Below are 22492 nucleotides of genomic sequence, written 5' to 3' on the forward strand. Positions count from 1 at the left end.
AGGGGACGAGTAGAGTAGAGAAGAGAAGAGGGGCGCCGCCGGTCCAATACCCGGCGGCGCCCCTCCATCTATGCGTACAGCGCTCGCGGCTAGTCTCTGCTACCTGCACAGGTACAGCTTGCTCGCGACCTGCTCTCCAGGTGAGAAGCGTTAGCCTCCGAGCCGCCCGCAGGCACATACTGGAAGCATGAGCCAGTCAGCTGAACACGCCAACATCCCGGTCCGCCCCGTCTTCAACACCCTGCCCAGCTACGCGGCAGGCAAGCCGCCCGCACCCGTTGAAGGCCTCACCCAGTACAAGCTCTCCTCCAACGAGAACCCGCTGGGCCCCGTACCCGAGGTTGCGCGCGTCCTCGCAGAATTTGCGACCGCGCACCGCTACCCCGACCCGCTCTCCACCGCCCTGCGACAGAAGCTCTCCGCACGACTGGGTGTGGACGCTGACGACATCGTCACCGGTGCCGGTAGTCTCGGCGCGCTCAACCAGATTCTCAAAACCTTCGCCGGCGTAAACGCCGACGGCGTTCAGGACGAAGTCATCTACGCCTGGCGTTCCTTCGAGGCGTACCCGATCCTTGTCGGCATCATGGGCGCTCGCAGCGTGCAGGTGCCGAACCTGCCCGACGGCTCGCACGACCTGGACGCCATGGCCGCCGCCATCACCGAGCGCACCCGCCTGATTCTGGTCTGCACCCCCAACAACCCGACCGGTCCCGCCGTCACCGAAAGCCAGATTCGTGCGTTCCTGGCGAAGGTGCCCTCCCACATTCCCGTGGTGATTGATGAGGCGTACTTCGAATTCTGCGCTGCCTCCACCGTGCAGGAGGGTGAAGAGCCTCCGCTGAACGGCCTGGATATCTACTGTGACTACGAGAACGTCATCATTCTGCGCACCTTCTCCAAGGCGCAGGGCCTGGCGGGTCTACGCGTGGGCTACTCGATTTCGCATCCGCAGATTACGCAGCACCTGCGCGTGGCGGCGACCCCGTTCGCGGTGACGGCGCTGGCGGAGGCGGCGGCTATCGCCTCCATCGAGCATGAGGATGCGGTGATGGAGCGCGTGAGCCACCTGGTGTCTGAGCGTGAGCGCGTGACCGCCCGCCTGTGCGAGCTGGGCTACGAGTTCCCGAGCACTTACGCGAACTTTGTGTGGCTGCCCCTGGGGGAGCGTACGGGTGAGTTTGTGCAGCTGATGGCTGAGCACGCGCTGTCGGTGCGTGCGTTCGGTACCGAGGGCGTGCGCGTGAGCATCGGTGAGGTGGAGGCGAACGACCGTTTCCTCTCGCTATGCGAGGTCTTCGCGAAGGGTCTCTAGAGCCTCTTGTGAAGGGGCTTAGGCGATTACCCGACCATAATTGAACAATGTACTATTTTCCCTTGTCGAGGTTCGTTTGGGCTTTTCAAATGGTTCTCGCGCGGGAAAAATGATGGCTCGAAAAAGCTCTCAAGAGTTAAATTAAACCTCCCGTATATTCCGTAAAAAGAATATATGGGAGGTTTAATTTAATGATGTTCAAATAGTGAATGACAGGGCACAATACACTGCGTTATCAGCGTAACTGCCGCGAGATAAAGCCGAAAAGAGTAGACTGGTAACTACATATGCCCAGACCCTCACAGGCTTGCCGGAACACCTCAAACCCTGCACCATCAGGTGAACGTTGAGACTAAAACCCAAGCCGCTGAGGGCCAAGCCCTCGTCACGTGTGGAGGTTAGATGCACGAGAACGACAAGTACCCCGGAGTGCCCGAACGCATCCAGCTCATGGATGAAAACGGCACCGTACACGAACACCCCACCTACAGCCGGTACATCGAAGACGTCAACGCAGACACCCTGCGCGAGGCATACCGCCTCATGTACACCACCCGCCGATTCGACGACGAGGCAACCGCCCTGCAGCGCCAGGGCCAGCTCGCCCTCTGGGTACCCAGTCGAGGCCAGGAAGCCGCACAGGTCGGCTCCGCACTCGCCTACGCGCCCAACGACTACATCTTCCCCTCCTACCGTGAACACGCCGTCGCTCTGACGCGTGGCGTGGACTTCCGCGATCTGATCACCATCTTCCGCGGCTCCACCACCCACGGCTGGGACATGAAGGCACACAACTTCCACACCTACACCAAGGTGCTTGCCGCTCAGACCCTGCACGCCGTCGGCTACGCCATGGGCCTGAACTTCGACGCCGACATCGAAGCTGAAACCGGCACCCGCCGCACCGGTCAGGGCCAGGCAACCGACCCCGCCGAGGACACCCAGAAACCCGCCGTGGCGGTCTATTTTGGCGACGGCTCCTCCACCGAGGGTGACGCGCACGAATCCATGGTTTTCGCCGCCTCCTATAACGCGCCGGTGCTCTTCTTCGTGCAGAACAACCGCTGGGCTATCTCCGTGCCCTTCGAGGTGCAGTCCCGTGTGCCGGTGTCCACCCGCGCCGCAGGCTACGGCTTTGAAGGTATCCGCGTGGACGGCAACGACGTTCTCGCGGTGCTCGCCGCAACCCGCTACGCCATGGAGAAAATCCGTGCCGGTGAAGGCCCCGTGCTGATTGAAGCTGAGACCTACCGCCTCGGCCCGCACACCACCGCGGACGACCCCACCAAGTACCGCACCGATGCCGACCTGGAAGGTCCCCTGCGCCGCGATCCCATGCTTCGCCTTGAAAAGCACCTGCGCGATAACGGCTACGCCGACGATGCCTTCTTCAAAGAGGTTGCAGAATCCGCGCAGCAGGTCGCATCCGGCGTGCGTGAGGCAGTGCTGAACTCCGAAGTTGCCGACTTTGAGCGTTTCTTCGACCGCGTCTACGTGCAGGAACACCAGCAGGTGGAAGACGACCGCGAGTTCTACCGTAACTACGTTGCAGGCTTTGAAGAGGAGTAAGCATGAGCGAGAAAATTGAACGTTTGACCCTCGCCAAGGCGATTACCCGCGGCCTGGAAGACGCCATGGAAGCTGACCGCACCGTCGTCATGCTCGGTGAGGATATCGGCAAGCTCGGCGGCGTGTACCGTGTGACCGAAGGCCTGCAGGCGCGCTTCGGTGACCGCCGCGTCATGGACGCGCCCCTGGGCGAGTCCGGCATTATCGGCACCTCCATCGGTATGGCGCTGCGTGGCTACCGCCCCGTGCCGGAGATTCAGTTCGACGGCTTCGTGTTCCCCGCCTACAACCAGATCACGAGCCAGCTGGCGAAGATTCATAACCGCACCGATAAGCAGTACACGGTGCCGGTGACCATCCGCATTCCGTACGGTGGTGTGATTGGTTCGGTGGAGCACCACTCCGAGTCCCCGGAGGCGCTGTTCGCCCACACCGCGGGTCTGCGTATTGTGACCCCCTCGACCCCGCACGAGGCGTACTGGATGACCCGCAAGGCGATTGAGTGCCCCGACCCGGTCATTATTTTTGAGCCGAAGCGCCGCTACTGGCTCAAGGGTGAAGTGGACTTTAGCGACACTTCTTTTGATCCGTTTAGCGCCCAGGTGGTGCGTGAGGGTGCCGACGCGACCATCGTTGCGTACGGTCCGCTGGTGCCGGTTGCTCTGGCTGCCGCAGAGGCTGCCGTGGAGGACGGCCGCTCGATCGAGGTCATTGACCTGCGCTCGATTTCGCCGCTGGATGTGCCGACGGTTGCCGCTTCGGTGGCGAAGACCGGTCGCCTGATTATTGCGCACGAGGCACCGACTTTCGGTGGTATGGGTGGCGAGCTGGCGGCGGCTGTTACGGAGCGTTGCTTCTACAGCCTGCAGGCGCCGGTGATTCGCGTGGGCGGCTACTACATGCCGTACCCGGTTTCTCGTGTTGAGGAAGAGTACGTGCCTGATATTGACCGTATTCTTGAGGCGGTTGACCGCGCTTTTGACTACTAGGCATGCCCTGATCTGACGTATCAGCGTGTTGCGCTATGGCGGGTGAAAAACCCGCACAGAATATTCCGTATAGGGTATATGCCCTAGTGAGAGGTAAAAATGTCCCAGATTTTCCCGCTCCCTGACGTGGGTGAAGGCCTGACCGAAGCAGAAATCCTCAGCTGGAAGGTAGCCGTCGGCACCGAGGTCGCCATCAATGACGTCCTCGTCGAAATTGAAACCGCTAAGAGCGTCGTTGAGCTGCCCTCGCCCTTCGCCGGCACCGTCGAGGCGCTGCTCGTTGCCGAAGGTGAAACCGTTGAGGTGGGCACCCCGATTATCAGCATCTCCGGTGGCGACAACGCACCCGCAGCCCCGGCTGCACCCGCCGCAACCGAGACTGAATCCGGCACCGCACTGGTCGGCTCCGGCCCCAAGGCGGACGCGGTCAAGCGTCGCGCCCGCAAGCGCCCCGCCTCCGCAACCCAGCCCGCACAGGCTCCCGCGGCACCGGCGGCACCGGCTGTTCAGGCACCGGTGGCGCACACCCCCTCCAACCCGGTAAACCGTAACCAGGGCCTGCTGAGCGAGCTGGCTGAGCGTGCCTCCCGCTTTGTGGAGAACACCCCGCTGAACTCGGTGGTGCAGCGTCTGTCGCACGAGCCCGCGGCTCCGACTCTGCCGCCCGAGCAGGTTCCGCACCGCCCGACCCTCGCGCCGCCTCCGGTGCGTCTTGCCGCAAAGGAACTGGGCGTTGACCTGGCGAACGTGACCGCTACCGGTGCGCGCGGCCAGGTGACCAAGCAGGACCTCATGAACTATGTGGCGCACCTGAGCGATGTGCAGCATAGCGGCGCCCGTCAGCCGTTCTGGCAGCCCGCAGCCACCCCCGGTGACCGCATTGAGCGCATCCCGGTGCGTGGCGTGCGTAAGGCAACCGCGAAGGCGATGGTTTCGTCGGCGTTTAGCGCCCCGCACGTGTCCATCTTTGTGGATGTTGATGCCTCCCGCACCATGGAGTTCGTGAAGCGTCTGAAGCGTTCCCGCCACTTTGAGGGTGTGAAGGTCACCCCGCTGCTGGTGCTTGCCGCCGCCGTGATTTGGGCTGCTGAGCGTAACCCGCAGGTCAACGCGACCTGGACCGATAGCGAGATTCAGATTAAGCACTTCATGAACCTGGGTATTGCTGCGGCGACCCCGCGCGGTCTGATGGTTCCGAACATTAAGGATGCTCAGGAGCTGTCCCTGCGTGAGCTGGCTGTTGCGCTGAATAACCTGACCACCCGTGCCCGTGAGGGTAAGACTCAGCCCGCTGAGATGGCGAACGGCACCCTGACCATTACGAACATTGGTTCGCTGGGTATTGATACCGGTACCCCGATCATTAACCCGGGTGAGGTTGCGATTGTTGCTTTCGGTACGATCAAGCAGAAGCCGTGGGTGGTTGATGGTGAGGTTATTCCTCGCTGGGTGACGACCCTGGGCGGATCCTTCGACCACCGCGTGGTGGATGGCGACCTGTCGGCTCGTTTCATGGCTGATGTGGCTGCGATCCTTGAGGAGCCTGCACTGCTACTGGATCACTAGGCGGCATGTTTTGGCTAGTCGGCGTTTTATTGCTGGGTAGCTGAAGCTATTTAGGATACAGATTCAGATACAGAAAACCTCCGGTACCTTGTCTCAAGGTAGCGGAGGTTTTCTGCACGTTTTATCCCTATCGCAACGAGGTGCAGGTGCTGAGAAGCCTAGGCGTCCTCGCGTGCCACCTGGTCGTTCGGGTACTTGTCCACGCGGCGGTGGTACAGGCGTCCGCACAGGCCGCCGAGGATGGCGCCGAGGAAGCTCAACGCCAGAACCAGCAGAACCGCCAGCAGACCGTTCGCGAAGTCACCCGCAATCAGCTTCTGCAGGGACAGGGATGCAACACCGTTCTGGAACAGCTGAGGCGCCAGGAAGGTCGCCAGGGATCCGAGGATGAGCGCCATAATCTGCCAGAGCCACACGGCGATGCCCTGCTTTGCGCCGGCGAATCGTGCCATACGGCCCGCTGCGTAGCCGCCCACCAAGTAGGCGAAGAAAATCAGTACGCTCAGCGCCACTGCGACCGGCACGGCGTTCGACGCGCCGCTGAAGAGTCGGGAGACCACCGAGGCGTACTCGATGGATTCGGTCTGACCGGTTAGGGTCAGCCACGACTGGATAGCCCACAGGCCACCGTCCATGAGGGAGATGGTAATCAGCCAACCGAGCAGGCCGGGCAGCAGGTGCATGCGGGAGTAGCGGCTCTTCTGCATGGACAGCGCGGTTGCGGCGGTGAGGATGGGCTCTGCACCCGCCGCACCGGCATCACCGGCGGGAGTGGGGATGACGAAGTGGTCATCATCCGCCGGATTAGCCTGCTGGGCACTGGGTGCCGCATGGGCGTTGCTGGGTGCGGGCACCTCGTAGCTTGCCGCAGCGGTAGGAGCGGTAGAAGCATTACCGCGTACGTTGTCCGCGCTGGGAGCTGCAGGCTTGTCGAGCCAGCTGAGGTTGTCGGTAGCAGGTTCACCCAAGTCAGCACCGGAGTCTGCACTTTGAGCGGCGCTGTTTGCGGAGAGGAGCGGCTGGGTTGCGGGAGCCGCCTCGGTGAGGGGACGGGTCGCATCCTGCGAGGACTGCGCAGAGGACTGAGCCGAAGAGACCGACTCACGCGCCTTTTCGTGGGCGCGGCGTGCGGCGTTCAGCTCCTCATCGGTCAGAACCACGGTGGGGTCGTCGGAGGAGAATGCCGCCTCCCACAGGTCACTTTCGGTGGGAGTGGACGCCGCGGTCGGGCGCTGCTGCGGGGTGTTGTTCTGTGCGTTCATTAAATCCTTTGGATTCTAGTCCTGGGTGCTGATTTAGCGGTTGCGGTCAGCGTAGAAGGCGCGTGCTTCTTCCAGGGCTTCTGCGGAGTAGGTGTGCGGGTACGCCGGGCGTTCGTTCTCGTCCAGGGTGCGAACCACGCGGCCGGGGTTGCCGACGACCAGGGAGTTAGCCGGGACGTCCTTGGTGACGACGGTGCCCGCACCGATCACGGAGTTCTTGCCGATGGTCACGCCGCCCAGGATGATGGCGCCGCCGCCAATCCAGACGTTGTCTTCAACCGTGATGGGCTTGCCACCTTCCCAGTATGCGGCGCGGTCGACCGGGTTGAGCGGGTGGGTGGGGGTGAGGAACTGCACGTTGTTGCCGACGAGCACGGTGGAGCCGATGCGGATCGGGCAGACGTCCAGGAAGACGCAGCCAAAGTTGAAGAAGGAGCCGTCACCAATATAGGTGTTCACGCCGTAGTCGAAGCGTGCACCGGGGCGGATGTGCGAGTGCTCGCCCAGGTGGCCGAGGTGTTCACGGTAGACGTGCATTGCCTGGGCCTGCTCGCCGCGTGCGTAGTGTTCTTCGGCGAGGACGGTTGCAGCGTGGATGCGCTTAGTCTGCGCGGCGCATTCGGCGTCGGGCATGTAGGCGGCGCCGGAGACCATGCGGTTGAAGATGTCGCCGTTGGGGCGCTGCGGGGTGTGCATTAGTGGGCTCCTCCCAGAAGATAAGCAAGTGCGATGATGGCCATTCCGAACAGGATGACGACTCCTCCGGCGATTGCGAATCGTTTGGAAATTTCGCGGAGGAGCTTCTTGAACTGTTCGTCAGTGATGTCTTGCTGTCGTTTACTCATGCTTTAAGTATCCCAGAGTTGCGGGGTTCTGCCTTAGTGTTTCGGTGTTTATTGCGGTATCTGGGGCGGGTGTGCCGTGTGATTTTCAGCGTGGAAAGAAACGGTGCTGAGTTGAAGCCTGCGGGGGCGGGAAGGCACAATCATTGCATGACTGAGGCTCAGAAGAACACGAATCTGCAGGATGCGGCGGCACCTGCATCCCCCGCTGGCGTATCGGCTGGTGCGCATCCGTTGGCGCATCGCCCCTGGTTGAAGAATTATTCTTCGTGGACTGCCCGCGATATTGAGCTGCCCGAGACCTCGCTGAGCCACCTCATTGACGAGGCGGTCCGCACCGTACCCCACAAGGTGGCGCTGGAGTTCTTTGGCGCGACCACGACCTACGCTGAGTTGGGGGATCAGATTGAGCGTGCTGCGGAGGGTCTGCGCGTAGCGGGTGTGCAGGCGGGTGACCGTGTGGCGCTGATTTTGCCGAACTGCCCTCAGCATATTGCGGCGTTCTACGCGATTTTGCGCCTGGGCGCGATTGTGGTGGAGCATAACCCTCTGTACACGGGCGCGGAGTTGCGCCACATGTTTGAGGATCACGGCGCGAAGGTCGCGATTGTGTGGGATAAGATCGCCTCGCATATTACGGGTCTTCCGGCGGATATCCGCCCGAACCATATTTATTCGGTGAACATGATTTCGGCGATGCCTGCGCTGATGCGTACCGCGCTGAAGCTGCCGTTGAAGAGTGCGCGTGCTTCGCGTGAGAAGCTGACTGGTCCCGCTCCGGGTACGGTGCCGTGGGCTCAGCTGGTGAAGAGCGAGCGTATTGACCCGTCGCATCGCCGCCCGACCGCGCACGATATTGCGCTGCTACAGTACACCTCCGGCACGACCGGTCTGCCGAAGGGCGTGATGCTCACGCACCGCAACCTGGAGTCTAACGGCCGCATGGGTGAGGCATGGATTAACCCGGGCGATGACGAGGTGATTTACTCGGTTCTGCCGCTGTTCCACGCCTACGGTATGACCCTGGGCGTGACGATTGCGTCGCTGTGCCGTGCCCGCCTGGTGCTGTTCCCGACTGTGGACATGGACCTGATTCTGAAGGCGATGAAGAAGACCCGCCCGACCATTCTTCCTGCGGTTCCGCCGGTGTATCGCCGCCTCATGGATGAGGCGAAGAAGCGCGGCGTGTCCCTGGAGGGTATCCGTTACGCGGTCTCGGGTGCGATGAACCTGCCGCCTGAGCTGGTTGCCGAGTGGGAGGAAGCGTCCGGCGGTTTCATGGTGGAGGGCTACGGCCTGACCGAGTGCGCGCCGCTGGTGTCCTGTAACCCGCTCAATGACACTCGCCGTGCCGGTTTTATTGGTGTTCCGTTCCCCTCCACCGATATTCGTGTGGTGGACCCGGAGACCGGCGAGGACGTGCCTGATGGCGAAGAGGGCGAGCTGTGGGTGAAGGGCCCTCAGCGTTTTGCCGGCTACTGGAAGCGTGAGGACGAGACCGCGAAGACCATCACCCCCGAGGGTTGGCTGCGTACCGGCGATATTGTGCGCCTGGACGAGGACTACTTCATTCAGATTGTCGACCGTATTAAGGAAGTCATTATTACCGGCGGTTTCAACGTCTCCCCGACGGAGGTTGAGGTCGCCCTCAAGCAGCACGACATGGTCGCGGATGCGGCAGTGGTCGGTATTCCGCTGCCCGCCGGTGGCGAGATGGTCGTTGCCGCCGTGGTTGCCGCCCCGGGACGCGTGGTGCAGGAACACACCCTGCGTGAGCACTGCTACTCGAAGGTGACCCGCTATAAGGTTCCGCGCCGCATCGTGGTGGTGGATGACCTGCCCCGTTCGATGCTGGGTAAGGTTCTGCGCCGTAAGGTGCGTGAGCAGCTGATTGCTTCGGGTGAGTTCGATCAGTAGTACTGGTTGATTCGCCGCCTGCTCGTAATGAGTGGGTTAGATGGACGCCGGCTTGGGTTTTTGTACCCTTGCCGGCGTTTTGTGTGCGCCTGAATACACCGTCAATGACGCTTTGTGACCTGGAAATAATCACTGCATGACGAAATATGACAAAATATGACGACCTTGACGTTCTGTGTCTCATGAATAGCTCTTAACTTCCACACCCGCCCCCGCGCGTGCTGTAATTGTCCCATCATCATTCCCATCGGACGTGCTAATACCAACGTCAGCACCCGGTGGAACGCATCATCATTCAACAGAAAGATTCATAGCCGTGAAGAAGTTTGCTGCTGCTCTCGCAGTTGTCCCCATGGTCTTTGGCCTGGCAGCCTGCGGTTCCACCAACTCCTCCTCTTCCTCCTCTTCCGCATCCAAGAAGGTCACCATCGGTGTGGTTGGCTCTGAGAAGTTCAACAAGACCCTGAAGGAAGAAGCTAAGAAGCAGGGTATCGACATTGAGTACAAGGAGTTCAGCGCTTACACCGAGCCGAACCCCGCACTGGACGCCGGTGACATCGACATGAACCGCTTCCAGCACATCGCGTACCTGTCTAACTACAACGTGAGCGCTAACAAGGATCTGCAGATTGTCGGCCCGACCGTCATCTACCCGATGGCTCTGTTCTCCAAGAAGCACTCCAAGCTGGCTGACATCCCCCAGGGCGGCGAGATCGTTATCCCGAACGACACCGTGAACGAAGCACGCGCACTGAAGCTGCTGAAGACCAACGGTCTGGTTACCTTCAAGAACGCTGACGTTGACGCACCCACCATCGACGACGTGGACACCGCTAACTCCAAGGTGAAGGTCACCCCTGTTGACGCAACCCAGACCGTGGTTGGCATGGAGTCCGCTGACGGCGCAGTCGTCAACAACGACTTCCTCAAGGATGCAGGCCTGAAGCCCGCAGACGCACTGGCTCAGGACGACCCCAAGACCGACCCCTCGGCAATCAAGTACGTGAACCTCTTCGTTGCTCAGAAGGACAAGGCTGACGACGAGACCTACAAGAAGATCGTTGAACTCTTCCACTCCAAGGCCGTCATGGACGTCGTTCAGGAAGAGACCCGCGGCACCGCCGTTGAGGTCAACGTGAGCACCGACGAGCTGCGTCAGTCCCTGGCTAACGAAGAAGCCAAGCTGCGCGCCAAGAAGTAATCTTCTAAATACACGCCTCCTCTAGGCATACGCAAAGGCGGTAAGTCTAAGAACCCGATGCGGGTGAAGGCTTACCGTCCTTTGCGTAACGGCGTTAAGGCCCTTTAGCGCCCCAACCACGACATTTACGGATACATATTTATGAGTGAACTGGCACAGAGCTTCGGCGACAGCACCTCGCCCATGGTGGTTCTGGACGGAGTCTCCAAGGTCTTCGGCAACGGCCCCAAGGCAGTAGTTGCTGTCGACAACGTCTCCCTCACCATTAACCGCGGTGAAATCTTTGCAATTATCGGCTACTCCGGCGCCGGTAAGTCCACCCTGGTCCGCCTCATTAACGGCCTGGAAACCACCACCAGTGGCACCCTGACCGTTGGCGGCTTCGAGATTTCCGGTAAGCGCGACTCCGAACTGCGCGAAGCACGCACCAACATCGGTATGATCTTCCAGCAGTTTAACCTGATGAACTCCCGCACCGTGCTCGGTAACGTTGAGTTCCCCCTGAAGATTGCCGGCTGGTCTAAGAAGGACCGCCGCGCCCGCGCCCTGGAAATGCTCGAGTTCGTGGGTCTTGCCGACCGCGCAGGCCACTACCCGAACCAGCTTTCGGGCGGTCAGAAGCAGCGCGTGGGTATTGCCCGTGCGCTCGCGACCAGCCCCGCCCTGCTACTGGCGGATGAGTCCACTAGCGCGCTGGACCCGGAAACCACTCATGAAGTGCTTGCGCTCCTTAAGCGTGTGAACCGCGAACTGGGCGTGACCGTCGTGGTCATTACCCATGAGATGGACGTGGTCTCCAGCATTGCTGACCGTGTGGCAGTCATGGAGTCCGGCCGTGTGGTGGAGCAGGGCAACGTCTACGACGTCTTCTCCAACCCGCAGACCGATGTGGCGAAGCTGTTCGTGGCGACCACCGTCAAGCTCGCCCCCACCGGCAAGGAAGCGGCTGAGCTGCGCGCTAACCACAAGGGTTACCTCATCAACGTTGAAATCGTGGAGGGCAACCAGGAGCTCGGTAAGGTGCTGTCCTACCTGGGCGCCCGTAACGTCCGCTTCAACATTGTGGGCGGCGGTATTGAGACCCTGCAGGGCAAGGCGTACGGTACCCTCACCCTGGAACTTCTCGGCGAAATCACCAGCATTGATGCCGCCGTTGCTGAACTGAAGACCGTTGCCCGCGTGCAGGAGGTGCGCTAAATGTTTGCTACTACTCTTCCGCTGGCTGCGTCTAAGACGGACTGGTCCGAGTTCCTGCCCGAAAAGCTGCTCCCGGCTATCGGCGATACGTTCTACATGGTGACTATCACCATGGTGTGCGCCGGTCTGGTTGGTCTGATTGTGGGTGCTCTGCTGTACACCACCCGTGAGGGTAATATCTTCCAGAACCGCTTTGTGTACACGGTCCTGAATATTCTGGTGAACGTGATTCGCCCGATTCCGTTCATTATTTTGATTGCGGCTTTGGGTCCGCTGACGAGCGCCGTGGTGGGTACCCGCCTGGGCGTGAATGCGGCGGTCTTCGCGATGAGCTTCGGTGCTGCATTCGCTATTGCCCGTATCGTGGAGCAGAACATGGTCTCCATTGACCCGGGTGTGATTGAGGCGGCGCGCGCGATGGGCGCTTCGAAGCTGACTATCCTGTTCACCGTGATGATTCCGGAGGCGCTTGGCCCGCTGATCCTCGGTTACACCTTCCTCGTCATTGGCGTGGTGGATATGTCCGCTATGGCCGGTTACGTGGGTGCTGGCGGTCTGGGTAAGATCGCGATTGTGGACGGCTACCAGCGCTTCAACGATGAGATCACCTGGGCTGTTGTGGCGATTATTATCGTCCTGGTTCAGCTGGTTCAGTTCATCGGTAACTTCCTGGCGAAGAAGGTTATGCGCCGATAAGCTCGTGCCCCTTGTAGGCCTTGTAGGTACTGTAGGTACGGCTGATACAACATAGAAGACCCCCGGTCTGCTCCTTGAGGAGCGGGCCGGGGGTCTTTCTTGATGCTGCCTATCAGGTGAGGCGGTGGCGCGGTGAGGCGGTGAGGTGTCTACGGTAGGTGCTTAGCCCTGCTGCTTAGCCCTGCGCCGCCATAGACTGCTATGCCTCAGACTGCTGTGCCGCCTCAAGCTTGGCGATCCAGGTGCGTGCCGCCTCCCAGAGCTGCGGGTCATTGAACGAATCGAAGCGCCCAAAACCGGTCGGTGCCTTTGCCGGGTCGGTGCCTTCCGGAACGTAAATCATGACCTTCGTACCGGCGTCACGTGCCGCCTGCGCGCCCGCGGGGGAGTCCTCGAACGCCAGCGCCTCGTGACCTTCAAAGCCGAGGCGACGTGCCGCCTCCAGGTACATGTCCGGGGCGGGCTTACCGGTCGGAACGTCGTTGCTGCTGACCCAGGTGCGCACCAGCGGGGCGTAACCGTAGCTTTCCATTTTCAGGGTCAGAATGTTCGCGGTGGAGTTCGACGCCACCGCAACCGGCATGTGCTCACTCAGGAAGCCCAGGAACTGTTGCGCACCCTCAATCAGGTCCACGCCGGAGCTGATGACCTCGTGCTCGGTGGTGAGCAGATCCTTCATCACGCGTTCATGGTGCTCGGCGTACTCTGCGGAGGCGGTGTCCGGCTTCTGACCGTTCTGCGCCTCGTAGGAGAGCAGGGCAAGCTCCTGCGCGACGTCGGCTGCCGCCAGGCCGGTGAGGCGATGCTCCACCTCCTCGGTGAAGGGAACAGACCAGCGTGCGAAAAGCTCACGCTGCACATCGTTCCAGACGGTCTCGGAGTCGAGGAGGATGCCGTCGCAGTCGAAGATTGCGCAGCGGGGGAACCAATCGGAGGGTACTGTGTGTTCAAACATAATGTCAGTCTCTCACAGGGCTTTAGGCGATGGAAGCGGTGGCCCGGTGCGTGAGAAAACATGCAGGGTGCAAACCGGGTGAGGGTACAAAAGCACGCAACACAAACGTTGGACATGAAGAAACCCTCCCGCCGCATCCAGAACGGACGCAACGGGAGGGTAGAAGCTAAAACAGCTTAGAGAGCAGACACCGGCTTATGGGTCACCTGACGCATAAACGGAATGGTCGCCAGCAGGCCCACATAGACCAGCACCAGACCCAGCGCAATAGCGCCGAAGGTCATACCGAACATCTTCGTCAGAATCTCACCGGAAAGACCCTGCGCCGCAATCAACGCCGTCAGCGGCAGACCCAGCAGCGCAGAAACCACGCTGATGAGCACCAGCGGACCGAAAACCACGGTAAGGCGCGAAGCCTGCAGCAGCCTCGTGGGGGTACCCATCATATTCAGCGAAGAGTAGAGGGAACCACGCTCGTAAATGGCGGCACTCTGGTTCAACACTGCGGAGAGAGTGACCAGCAGGTACGAGAAGAACAGCATGAGCAGCATGCCCTGGAACATGTCCGACATGATGGTCATGAAGGGGCCGGCGGCGGGGCCTACCTCCTTCGCCGTTTTGTTCATCTCACCCGCCAGAATCAGGATGGGGCCGAAGAAGGTCACCAAGAAGGTCGACAGTGCCACACCCGAAACCTGACGCCACGCCCCGCGCGGGGACTCCAGCACCGCACGGTAACCGAGCAGAACCGATGCCTTCTGGGTCATACGCACACGAATCTTTGCGTACGCCCACACCAGGAAGGTACCAATCAGGTCGATAGCAACCATCATCAGCAGACCCGGCAGAGCAATGAAAATCGCTAGGTTCTTAATCGCGCTATCGGCACCGCCGTCCTGGAAGGGCGAGAACATGCTAAAACCCTTCGAGGTCGATGCCAGAATCATCACGGCAATGACCAGAACAACACCGATACCCAGAGCAATGTAACCGGCGGAACCAGCCTTCGCGCGGGTACGCACACCCAGCGGGCTAATGCTGACCTTCGCCAAACCGAAGAGGGAGCTGAGAGCCGCCAGAACCATACAGCCCAGGAAGCAGTAGAAAATCACGCTCACCGGCAGGAGCATATTCTCAGCACCCAGCGGAACGTTCATGAAGTGCAGGGCGCCGAACGGGAAAATCAGCACCAGGTAAAGCAACAGACCGATGATGAAACCCACAAGAGAGTACACCAGCGCGTCCGCCACCGACAGACCCACAATCAGGGTCGTGGAGGCACCAATCAGACGCAAGGAAGCCAGACGCTCATCACGGCGGCGGGCACTCAAACGAGCAGCCGAAGCGCCCAGGGTAAAGAGCGGAACAATCAGCACCAGAGCGGCAACCCACGCCAAACCCATGTAGAGCTTCTGAATGCCCATCAGGTTGATCATTTCGTGGTCAACGTTGGCGTGCTCAAGCCACGTACTCAGCGCCTGAACACCACCGGCAACCGTCAAAAACAGTGCCGAGGAGGCGGCAAAAGCCAGCACGGGAAGAATCGCCTGCGAACTCCATAGGGTTCGCTTGGCGAGTAGAGCATAGATTTGCATTATGCACCTGCCTGAGACTGAGCGCCGAGGTTCTGGAAGCCGTTCTGCGCGGGAACACCGCCCTGGCTATTGCGCTGATCGCTCACAATCTGACCGTCCTGCAGGTACACCACGCGGGAGCACGCAGCCGCCACGTTCGGGTCGTGAGTCACCACCAGCAGAGTCTTACCCTGCTGCGGAATCATGGTCAGCAGCAGAGCCATCACCTCACGCGCAGTCTTCGAATCCAGCGCACCGGTCGGCTCATCCGCGAAAGTCACGGGGGCACCATTCACCTGGGAGCGGGCAATCGCCACACGCTGAGCCTGACCACCGGACATCTCACCCATACGGCGGTCCAGCATCTGCCCCAAACCCAGACGGTTCAGCAGATCAGCCGAAATGGAACGCGCCTGCTGGCGGGGAACACCGGCAATCATCGCGGCGAGGGAGACGTTCTCCTCCGCGGTCAGCTCGGGAACCAGCAGACCCTGCTGGAACACGAAACCAAAGGAGTTAGCGCGCAGGGAGGTGCGCTCACGCTCACTGAGGGACTCCACCGCCACCTGACCGGTCGGGCCATTGAATAGCACAGAACCGGCATCGAGCTTGATAATGCCCGAAAGCGCGTGCAACAGGGTGGTCTTACCGGAACCGGAAGGACCCATAATCGCCACGGACTCGCCCGGGTAAATATCGAGGCTCACGTTACGCAGCACCGGGTTATTTCCGTACGACTTGTGCAGGTTACGGGCAGAAATAATCGCACCGCGTGCGAAGGGCGCCTGCTGCATCTGCTGAGGCGCCTGAGTCGGGTAGCCCTGCTGACCCTGATAGTAGCCCGCCTGCTGGTTAGGCTGACCGGGCTGAGCGGGCTGACTCTGCTGACCGGGCTGAGCGGAATACTGACCGGCAGGCTGCGCCGCCTGCGGAGGGGTCATTGAGTACGGGTTCTGAGCCTGGAACTGCGGGTTCTGGGATTGAGGATTCTGCGTCATGACAACCTTCATTGGGTATGAACTAACGGAAGTACATTTCTATCATCTCAGCTTCTTGGCGGCTCACCCCTCCGTCTGGGGGCTGAAAAATATGGGAAAACCCTGTAAAAATTCGCCCGACCGGGCGCTCAACCGCCCCGCACCTCATACCGCGGTATGAGCACGCCTCAGCAGAAGGGATAAGCCGCGCACCCCTTGAACTGCACCGAGGCCTTGAACCGCACGGAAGCCTTGAACTACACGGAGGCAGTGCCATACTAGAAGGATGACCGACGCACAGAACACCCCCATCATCACTCCGGTAGCCAACCCCGAGGCAGGAACCCGCATCATCTTCCTGCGCCACGGCCAGACCGACTGGAACATCGACCACCGATTCCAGGGCGGCACCGACATCCCCCTCAACGACACCGGCAGGGAGCAGGTCCGCACCGCTATCGGCGCCCTGCAGCAGGCGGCAGCTGAGGGCACCACCGTGGACGCTATCGTCTCCTCGCCCCTTTCCCGCGCCGTAGAAAGCGCCGAAATTGTAGCCGAAGGCCTGGGCGTACCCTACCGTGGCGCCGTTGACGGCTTCCAGGAACGTTCCTTTGGCGACCTGGAGGGCCAGGTCGCTACCCGCGAGCTGATTCTCGCCTCCCGTCAGTCCAATAACGCGTACAACGTGGAACCCAAGAAGGACTTCCTCGCCCGCTCCCTCGGGGCGCTGAACCGCGTCCGCCGCGAATACGAGGGCCAGACCGTTGTGGTCGCCGCGCACGGCATGCTCATTGCCTTGACCATGACCGCCCTGGTCGCAGACCGCCACCCCGAACTGCTCAACGAAGACGGCATCTACCCGATCCCGGTGAACGCCTCCCTGACCGAGGTGCCCCTGCAATACCTGGACGAGGCAATCGACCGCCTGCTCGTGCAGCACCTGGAACCCGAGCTGGGCCCCGAAGAGGTCCCGGCGGGGGCCGAGAACACGACCCTCACCCTGATTCGTCACGGCCAGACCGACTGGAACAAGGCGAACCTGATGCAGGGCATCACCGACATCCCGCTCAACGACACCGGCCGCGAGCAGGCACGCACCACCGGCAAGAAGCTTGCCGACATGGGCCTGGAATTCACCGTGCTGGTGTCCTCGCCGCTATCCCGCGCCCACGAGACGGCGCAGCTGGTCGGTGAGCACTTCGACCTGCAGGTGCACAAGACCTACCCCGAGCTGGTAGAACGCGCCTACGGTGCCGGCGAGGGCCTGGACATTCCCGCCCCTGAACGCCGCGCCCCGGAACGCTACTACCCGAACGTGGAATCCGAGCGTGACGTATACATTCGTGCGGTGCGTACCCTGCGCAATATCGTGCGTGAAATCTCTGAAGCCTCGGGCGACCAGAAGATTATTGCCGTCAGCCACGGCAGCTTTATCCGCCGCGCCCTCTCCGCAGCAGCCGGTGAAGAGTGGACCGTGACCGTGCCGAATGCCGAACCGCTCACGATTGACGTGCCGGGCCTGTTCGCGTGGGACTCGACCAAGCAGTTCGACGAGGCGGGTCGCCTTGTTTGGTCAAAGCACAACCCGGTAGCGGTCACTTCGGCGCTCGCGTGTGGCGACTGATTCTCTGGCCCGTCACGGCGCTGTACTGCGCGACGGTGGCGAGTATCGTGTTCGCCCCCGTGCACGTGGACGATAACGAGATGGGCGGCCGCCTGGCGCAGTTTTTGGATAGCGGCCACGCCGAGGGCTGGCTGCCTGCGTTCATCACCTATTCGAGCATCGAGCAGCTCTCGAACGTCATCATGTTCATTCCGGGCGGTTTTCTTTTCGCCCTGCTGCTCAAGCCGAAGGCTCGCCCGCACGTGCTGTACGCGGGGTTCCTGGTCAGCGCCTGCATTGAGACAATTCAGAGTTTCATGCCTGATCGCACCGGCGACCCGGTGGATGTGCTGATGAACGGTTCCGGTGCCCTGCTGGGTGCGGCGGGTGCTTTGGGTGTGCATCGTTGGCGTCGCGTGCGTCGCGAACGTACAGGTAAGTAAGGTTCTGTGCCCGGTGGAGGCGCTGATTTCGTGGGTTCTCGGCGAGGGTTTTCGTCGAGGGTTCTCGGAGCCGGCGCCTCCACTTTTTGTCCTCATGAGGGCGCAGTGTAGGTGCTTGGCACTATGTGGATAGTGGGCGCGGATGGTGGGGAGTGGGAAAACCCAACAGCTCATTAGGTCAAACAGACATAAACAGGCAGTGGTTCCCAACATAGTGTGGTTTCGGTAGGGAACGTTCGGGTAATATTCCGGTAAATACAGCGTTTTATATTGACTTGCCCACAAAAACCCACATAAAATCAAGTATTACCCTCAAGCGCTCTGCTGGCTCGCTGAAACCATGTCTCTCACGGCCATAAAAGCCGAGCAGAACGCAGAAAAGAACGCACAGATTTCCTCCCACTAGCCCAAAGGAACACCAGATTTATGTTCGCAGAAGAACGCCGTGCCGAAATTGCAAAGCTTGTTGCCTCCGCACGTCGTGTCAACGGCGCTGACCTTGCGCGCCGTTACGATGTGACCATGGAGACCGTGCGTCGTGACCTCGCCGCACTGGAAGAAGCAGGTAAGCTCCGCCGTGTCCACGGTGGTGCTGTCACCATTGAGCAGTCCACCTCCCTGGAGTCCTCCATCTCCTCCCGACAGGGTATGAACACTCCCGAGAAGCGCCGCATCGCCACTAAGGCATACCAGATGCTGCGCGACTCCGAGGCGGGCTCCATCGTCCTGGACGCAGGCTCCACCATCGAAATTCTCGCCGACCACATCGGCGCCGAAAACTTCAGCCTCAAGACCGGCAATGACCGCATCGTCATCACCCATGCACTGCACATTGCAGTCAAGCTCGCCGAAGCCGAAGGCGTGACCCTTGAACTGGTTGGCGGTCAGTTGCGCAAGATGACCTGGGCTGCTGTTGGTGCACGCGCCGCAGAGCACTTCGGCACCATGCGTCCCGATATTGCTTTCATTGGTGCCAACGGTATTGAAGCCCACTTCGGCATCTCCACCCCCGGGATGAACGAAGCCATCGTCAAGACCGCAATTTGCAAGGCGGCCCGCCGCGTTGTCTTGCTCTGTGACTCCGCGAAGTTCGGTCAGGAATCCCTGGTCCGCTTCGCCGGATTTGAGGATATTGACACCCTCATTACCGATCGCGAGCCCGAAGGTGCCCTCCGTCAGGCACTTGAGGCCGCAAACGTTGAGATTGTGATTGCCTAATGATTATTACTCTGACCACCAACCCCAGCCTGGACCGTACCATTGAACTCGGTGCGCCCCTGGCCCACGGTGCCGTGCAGCGTGCTGTCGGCGCCGTACAGGATCCCGGTGGCAAGGGCGTGAATATTTCCCGCGCTCTGCAGGTTTCCGGCGTGCCGACCCTCGCCATTGTGCCCGGTGAAGCCACCGACCCGGTGCTGACCGCACTGCAGGCTGTGGACGTTGAGTTCGCTAACCTGCCCACCGGTGAGCCGATTCGCTCGAACATCACCGTGGTTGACCCGGATGGCACCACCACCAAGCTGAACGCCCCCGGCACCGTTTTTGATGCTGAACTGCGTCAGAAGCTGGACGAGCTGGTGGTTGAGCGTTCCAAGGGTGCCGACTGGGTGGTTTTGGCTGGTTCGCTGCCTCCGGGCCTGGAACCGACCTACTACTCCGAGCTGGTGGCGGCACTGCGCGCCTCCGGCTACGAGGGCAAGATCGCGATTGATACCTCTGAGGCGCCGCTGATTGCGACCGTCGCCGGTGAGCACAAGCCCACCCTGATTAAGCCCAACTCGGAGGAGCTGGCTCAGCTGACCGGTGGCGATAACTGGGAGGAGCTGGAGGCTAGCCCCGAGCTGACCGCCCGCACCGCCCAGAAGCTGCTCGGCGACGGCATCGAGTACGTGCTTGCCACCCTCGGCGGCGGCGGTGCAGTGCTGGTCACTGAGCAGGGTATTTGGCACGCTGTGCACGAGCCGATTCAGGTTCGTAGCACTGTGGGTGCCGGTGACTCGTCGCTGTCCGGTTTCTTGATTGCTCACACCCGTGGTGAGGATGCCCCCGGTTGCTTGGTTCAGGCGGTAGCTCACGGTTCGGCTGCTGCTGCTCTGCCCGGTACCCGCATGCCTTCGCTGGAGCAGACCACTCCTGAGAAGGTCACTGTTCGTCAGCTGCAGCTCTAATTCGGGCTGTTTTCGCACCTCCGGCTTTTATTCTCAGAAGGGAATATAAGCTGGGGTGCTGTGCGCATATGTCACACATATACGCACGCTGCACACTCAACACACACTGCGCACACTTTGAACTCATATAGGGGAGAAGCCCGGCACCGCTGAGCGAATCCCCGCCCCAACACATACCCGAGGAGGGAATATGTCTGATCTGATCACCGCAGATCTCGTCCTGCTGGACGAGAACCTCGGCGAGACCCGATTCGACGTAATTGCCAAGCTCGCCCAGACAGTCGTAAATGCTGGACGCGCTACCGACTTCGAGCAGCTCTACGCGGCTGCCGAGGCACGCGAATCCAAGACTGACACCGGTATCCCCGGCGGTATTGCGATTCCGCACTGCCGTAGCGCCGCCGTCACCGAGCCGACCCTGGCAATGGCACGCCCCAACCCGGCAGTTTCCTTCGGTGCAAAGGACGGCCCCGCCGACCTGATTTTCTTCATTGCTGCACCCGATGGCGCTGACCAGGCCCACCTGAAGCTGCTCTCCACCCTGGCACGCTCCCTGATGAAGAAGAGCTTCACCGCGTCCCTGCGCGAAGCCTCCTCGGCTGAAGAGATTGTTGAGCTGGTCAACGGTGCGCTCGGCGTGGGCGAGAAGAAGGCAGAGGCCAAGCCCGCCGAGGCTGCACCCGCCGCCGCAGCTGCCGTCTCCGCTCAGGAAACCCCCGCTGCTTCGGCTCCGGTGAAGAAGATCGTTGCTGTGACCGCGTGCCCCACCGGTATTGCTCACACCTACATGGCTGCGGACGCCCTCAAGTACGCTGCTGAAGAGCTCGGCTACGACCTGAAGGTTGAAACCCAGGGCTCCTCGGGTAACGAGAAGCTGACTCAGGCTGATATTGACGCCGCAGACGCCGTGATTTTTGCGGTGTCGGTGAACGTGCGTGAGCGTAACCGCTTCGCAGGTAAGCCCTTTGTTGAGTCTCCCGTCAAGCGCGGTATTGACGAGCCTAAGGAAATGATTGCGGAGGCTCTGGCTGAGGCCGAGAACCCCAACGGTGCACGCGTTGCCGCTGCCGCATCCAGCGGTGAGGACAGCGCAGGCGCTACCGAAGGCGCTTGGGGCTCGCGCATCTACAAGGCCGTGATGACCGGTATCTCCTACATGATTCCGTTCGTTGCCGCCGGCGGTATTCTGGTCGCTCTGGGCTTCGTTTTCGAGGCAATTACGGTGCCGAACCTTGGCGATGTGAACACCAAGGCGATTCTTGACTCGGCAACCCTGTTCAACCTCGGTGATGTGCACTGGACCCTGTACCTGGGTGCTGTTCTGCAGACCATCGGTGGTTTCGGTCTGAGCCTGATGGTTCCGGCTCTTGCCGCGTACATTGCGTACGGTTTGGCTCAGCGTCCCGGTATTGCTCCGGGCTTCATCGCCGGTTCGGTGGCTCTTGCGGTGAACGCGGGCTTCCTTGGCGGTATTGTTGGCGGTATTCTCGCCGGTCTGATTGCGTACGCTCTGGGCACCCTGAAGCTGCCCCGCTGGCTTGGCTCGATGATGCCCGTGGTCATCACCCCGCTGGTGACTTCTCTGGTTGCAGGCCTGGCAATGTACCTGCTGCTCGGTGCGCCCCTGGCTTGGGTTATGACCACCCTGCAGGATTGGCTGACCTCCATGTCTGGTGGTTCCGCTCTGCTGCTGGGTCTGATCCTGGGCGCCATGATGGCTTCTGACCTGGGTGGCCCCATCAACAAGGCTGCTTACCTCTTCGCAACCGCTGGCCTGTCCTCGGGTGCGACCGTGAACCAGGAAATCATGGCTGCCGTCATTATTTCCGGTATGGTTCCGCCGCTGGCTATGGCTCTGGCAACCACCCTGCGCCCCAAGCTGTTCAACGAGAACGAGCGTGAGAACGGTAAGGCTGCGTGGCTGCTGGGTGCATCCTTCATCTCTGAGGGTGCTATTCCCTTCGCGTCGGCTGACCCGGCTCGCGTGATTCCTTCGACCATTGTTGGTGGCGCTATTGCCGGTGCAATCTCCATGGGTGCGCACGTGGCTTCCCCGGCTCCGCACGGTGGTATTTGGATTATTGGTCTGGCACAGAACCCGCTGATGTTCCTGGCGGCTGTTGTTGCCGGTACCGTTGTTTCGGCGCTACTGTACGTGGTGCTGAAGTCCCTGGGTGCCCGCTCTAAGGCATCCGCATAAAGGCCGTATAACCTCACC

19 protein-coding genes are annotated in these 22492 nt (G+C 61.0%); 13 read left to right on the forward strand and 6 right to left on the reverse strand.

The annotated features are described in order from the left end of the window. The first annotated feature begins 187 nt into the window (after positions 1-187). The 4 genes from RQ593_RS00595 to RQ593_RS00610 all read left to right on the forward strand — a co-directional run bounded on the left by RQ593_RS00595 (position 188) and on the right by RQ593_RS00610 (position 5439). Positions 188-1315 (forward strand): histidinol-phosphate transaminase, encoded by a 1128-nt coding sequence (locus RQ593_RS00595; RefSeq protein WP_070630037.1) that lies wholly within the window; start codon positions 188-190, stop codon positions 1313-1315. 402 nt (positions 1316-1717) lie between these two features. Beyond that, positions 1718-2884, forward strand: a complete 1167-nt coding sequence (locus RQ593_RS00600; protein WP_311449519.1) for a thiamine pyrophosphate-dependent enzyme — start codon at positions 1718-1720, stop codon at positions 2882-2884. A gap of 2 nt (positions 2885-2886) precedes the next feature. Beyond that, positions 2887-3873: a transketolase C-terminal domain-containing protein gene (locus tag RQ593_RS00605; protein WP_311449520.1), complete on the forward strand. Its 987-nt coding sequence runs from the start codon at positions 2887-2889 to the stop codon at positions 3871-3873. 99 nt (positions 3874-3972) lie between these two features. After that, positions 3973-5439 carry a dihydrolipoamide acetyltransferase family protein gene (locus tag RQ593_RS00610; RefSeq protein WP_311449521.1) on the forward strand — a complete coding sequence of 489 codons (1467 nt, stop codon included), beginning with the start codon at positions 3973-3975 and terminating at the stop codon, positions 5437-5439. A 158-nt stretch (positions 5440-5597) separates the two neighbouring features. Here RQ593_RS00610 and RQ593_RS00615 read toward each other — a convergent pair whose 3' ends face one another. From RQ593_RS00615 to RQ593_RS00625, 3 genes are read right to left on the reverse strand one after another with little or no spacing between them, the layout of a single operon-like run. Then, positions 5598-6701 carry a hypothetical protein gene (locus tag RQ593_RS00615; RefSeq protein ID WP_311449522.1) on the reverse strand — a complete coding sequence of 368 codons (1104 nt, stop codon included), beginning with the start codon at positions 6699-6701 and terminating at the stop codon, positions 5598-5600. Positions 6702-6734: 33 nt separating this feature from the next. Beyond that, entirely contained in the window at positions 6735-7397 is a 663-nt protein-coding gene (locus RQ593_RS00620; protein WP_311449523.1) for a sugar O-acetyltransferase, read from the reverse strand. Beyond that, on the reverse strand, positions 7397-7546 hold the full coding sequence (locus RQ593_RS00625) for a hypothetical protein (RefSeq protein WP_005504480.1): 150 nt from the start codon (positions 7544-7546) through the stop codon (positions 7397-7399). Before RQ593_RS00625 ends, RQ593_RS00620 begins: the two co-directional genes overlap by 1 nt. A 147-nt stretch (positions 7547-7693) precedes the next feature. Here RQ593_RS00625 and RQ593_RS00630 point away from each other — a divergent pair, with 147 nt between their 5' ends. The 4 genes from RQ593_RS00630 to RQ593_RS00645 all read left to right on the forward strand — a co-directional run bounded on the left by RQ593_RS00630 (position 7694) and on the right by RQ593_RS00645 (position 12554). Beyond that, on the forward strand, positions 7694-9460 hold the full coding sequence (locus RQ593_RS00630) for a long-chain-fatty-acid--CoA ligase (protein WP_311449524.1): 1767 nt from the start codon (positions 7694-7696) through the stop codon (positions 9458-9460). Positions 9461-9776: 316 nt separating this feature from the next. Then, entirely contained in the window at positions 9777-10661 is an 885-nt protein-coding gene (locus tag RQ593_RS00635; RefSeq protein WP_070507239.1) for a MetQ/NlpA family ABC transporter substrate-binding protein, read from the forward strand. A 141-nt stretch (positions 10662-10802) separates the two neighbouring features. Then, complete coding sequence (locus RQ593_RS00640) at positions 10803-11858, forward strand: methionine ABC transporter ATP-binding protein (protein ID WP_049353211.1); 1056 nt, start codon at positions 10803-10805, stop codon at positions 11856-11858. Further along, entirely contained in the window at positions 11859-12554 is a 696-nt protein-coding gene (locus RQ593_RS00645) for a methionine ABC transporter permease (protein WP_311449525.1), read from the forward strand. Positions 12555-12753: 199 nt separating this feature from the next. On the opposite strand, the gene RQ593_RS00650 is transcribed toward RQ593_RS00645, so the two are convergent. The 3 genes from RQ593_RS00650 to RQ593_RS00660 all read right to left on the reverse strand — a co-directional run bounded on the left by RQ593_RS00650 (position 12754) and on the right by RQ593_RS00660 (position 16081). Further along, a complete protein-coding gene (locus RQ593_RS00650; RefSeq protein ID WP_311449526.1) occupies positions 12754-13509 on the reverse strand; it encodes an HAD family phosphatase in 756 nt (251 codons plus the stop codon). A 176-nt stretch (positions 13510-13685) separates the two neighbouring features. Further along, a complete protein-coding gene (locus RQ593_RS00655; RefSeq protein WP_311449527.1) occupies positions 13686-15104 on the reverse strand; it encodes an ABC transporter permease in 1419 nt (472 codons plus the stop codon). Beyond that, on the reverse strand, positions 15104-16081 hold the full coding sequence (locus RQ593_RS00660) for an ATP-binding cassette domain-containing protein (RefSeq protein WP_311449528.1): 978 nt from the start codon (positions 16079-16081) through the stop codon (positions 15104-15106). Before RQ593_RS00660 ends, RQ593_RS00655 begins: the two co-directional genes overlap by 1 nt. Before the next feature lie 265 nt (positions 16082-16346). Here RQ593_RS00660 and RQ593_RS00665 point away from each other — a divergent pair, with 265 nt between their 5' ends. The 5 genes from RQ593_RS00665 (at position 16347) to RQ593_RS00685 (ending at position 22474) form a co-directional block, all read left to right on the forward strand. Beyond that, positions 16347-17684 (forward strand): histidine phosphatase family protein, encoded by a 1338-nt coding sequence (locus tag RQ593_RS00665; protein WP_311449529.1) that lies wholly within the window; start codon positions 16347-16349, stop codon positions 17682-17684. Next, on the forward strand, positions 17672-18106 hold the full coding sequence (locus RQ593_RS00670) for a VanZ family protein (protein WP_311449530.1): 435 nt from the start codon (positions 17672-17674) through the stop codon (positions 18104-18106). Before RQ593_RS00665 ends, RQ593_RS00670 begins: the two co-directional genes overlap by 13 nt. Before the next feature lie 426 nt (positions 18107-18532). Further along, positions 18533-19324 (forward strand): DeoR/GlpR family DNA-binding transcription regulator, encoded by a 792-nt coding sequence (locus RQ593_RS00675; RefSeq protein ID WP_005504500.1) that lies wholly within the window; start codon positions 18533-18535, stop codon positions 19322-19324. After that, complete coding sequence (locus RQ593_RS00680) at positions 19324-20274, forward strand: 1-phosphofructokinase family hexose kinase (protein ID WP_311449531.1); 951 nt, start codon at positions 19324-19326, stop codon at positions 20272-20274. The genes RQ593_RS00675 and RQ593_RS00680 overlap by 1 nt, the downstream gene beginning before the upstream one ends. 190 nt (positions 20275-20464) lie before the next feature. Beyond that, positions 20465-22474 (forward strand): fructose-specific PTS transporter subunit EIIC, encoded by a 2010-nt coding sequence (locus RQ593_RS00685; protein ID WP_311449532.1) that lies wholly within the window; start codon positions 20465-20467, stop codon positions 22472-22474. The last annotated feature ends 18 nt before the right edge of the window (positions 22475-22492 follow it).

The sequence above is a fragment of the uncultured Rothia sp. genome, from assembly GCF_963507905.1.
Taxonomy (GTDB): domain Bacteria; phylum Actinomycetota; class Actinomycetes; order Actinomycetales; family Micrococcaceae; genus Rothia.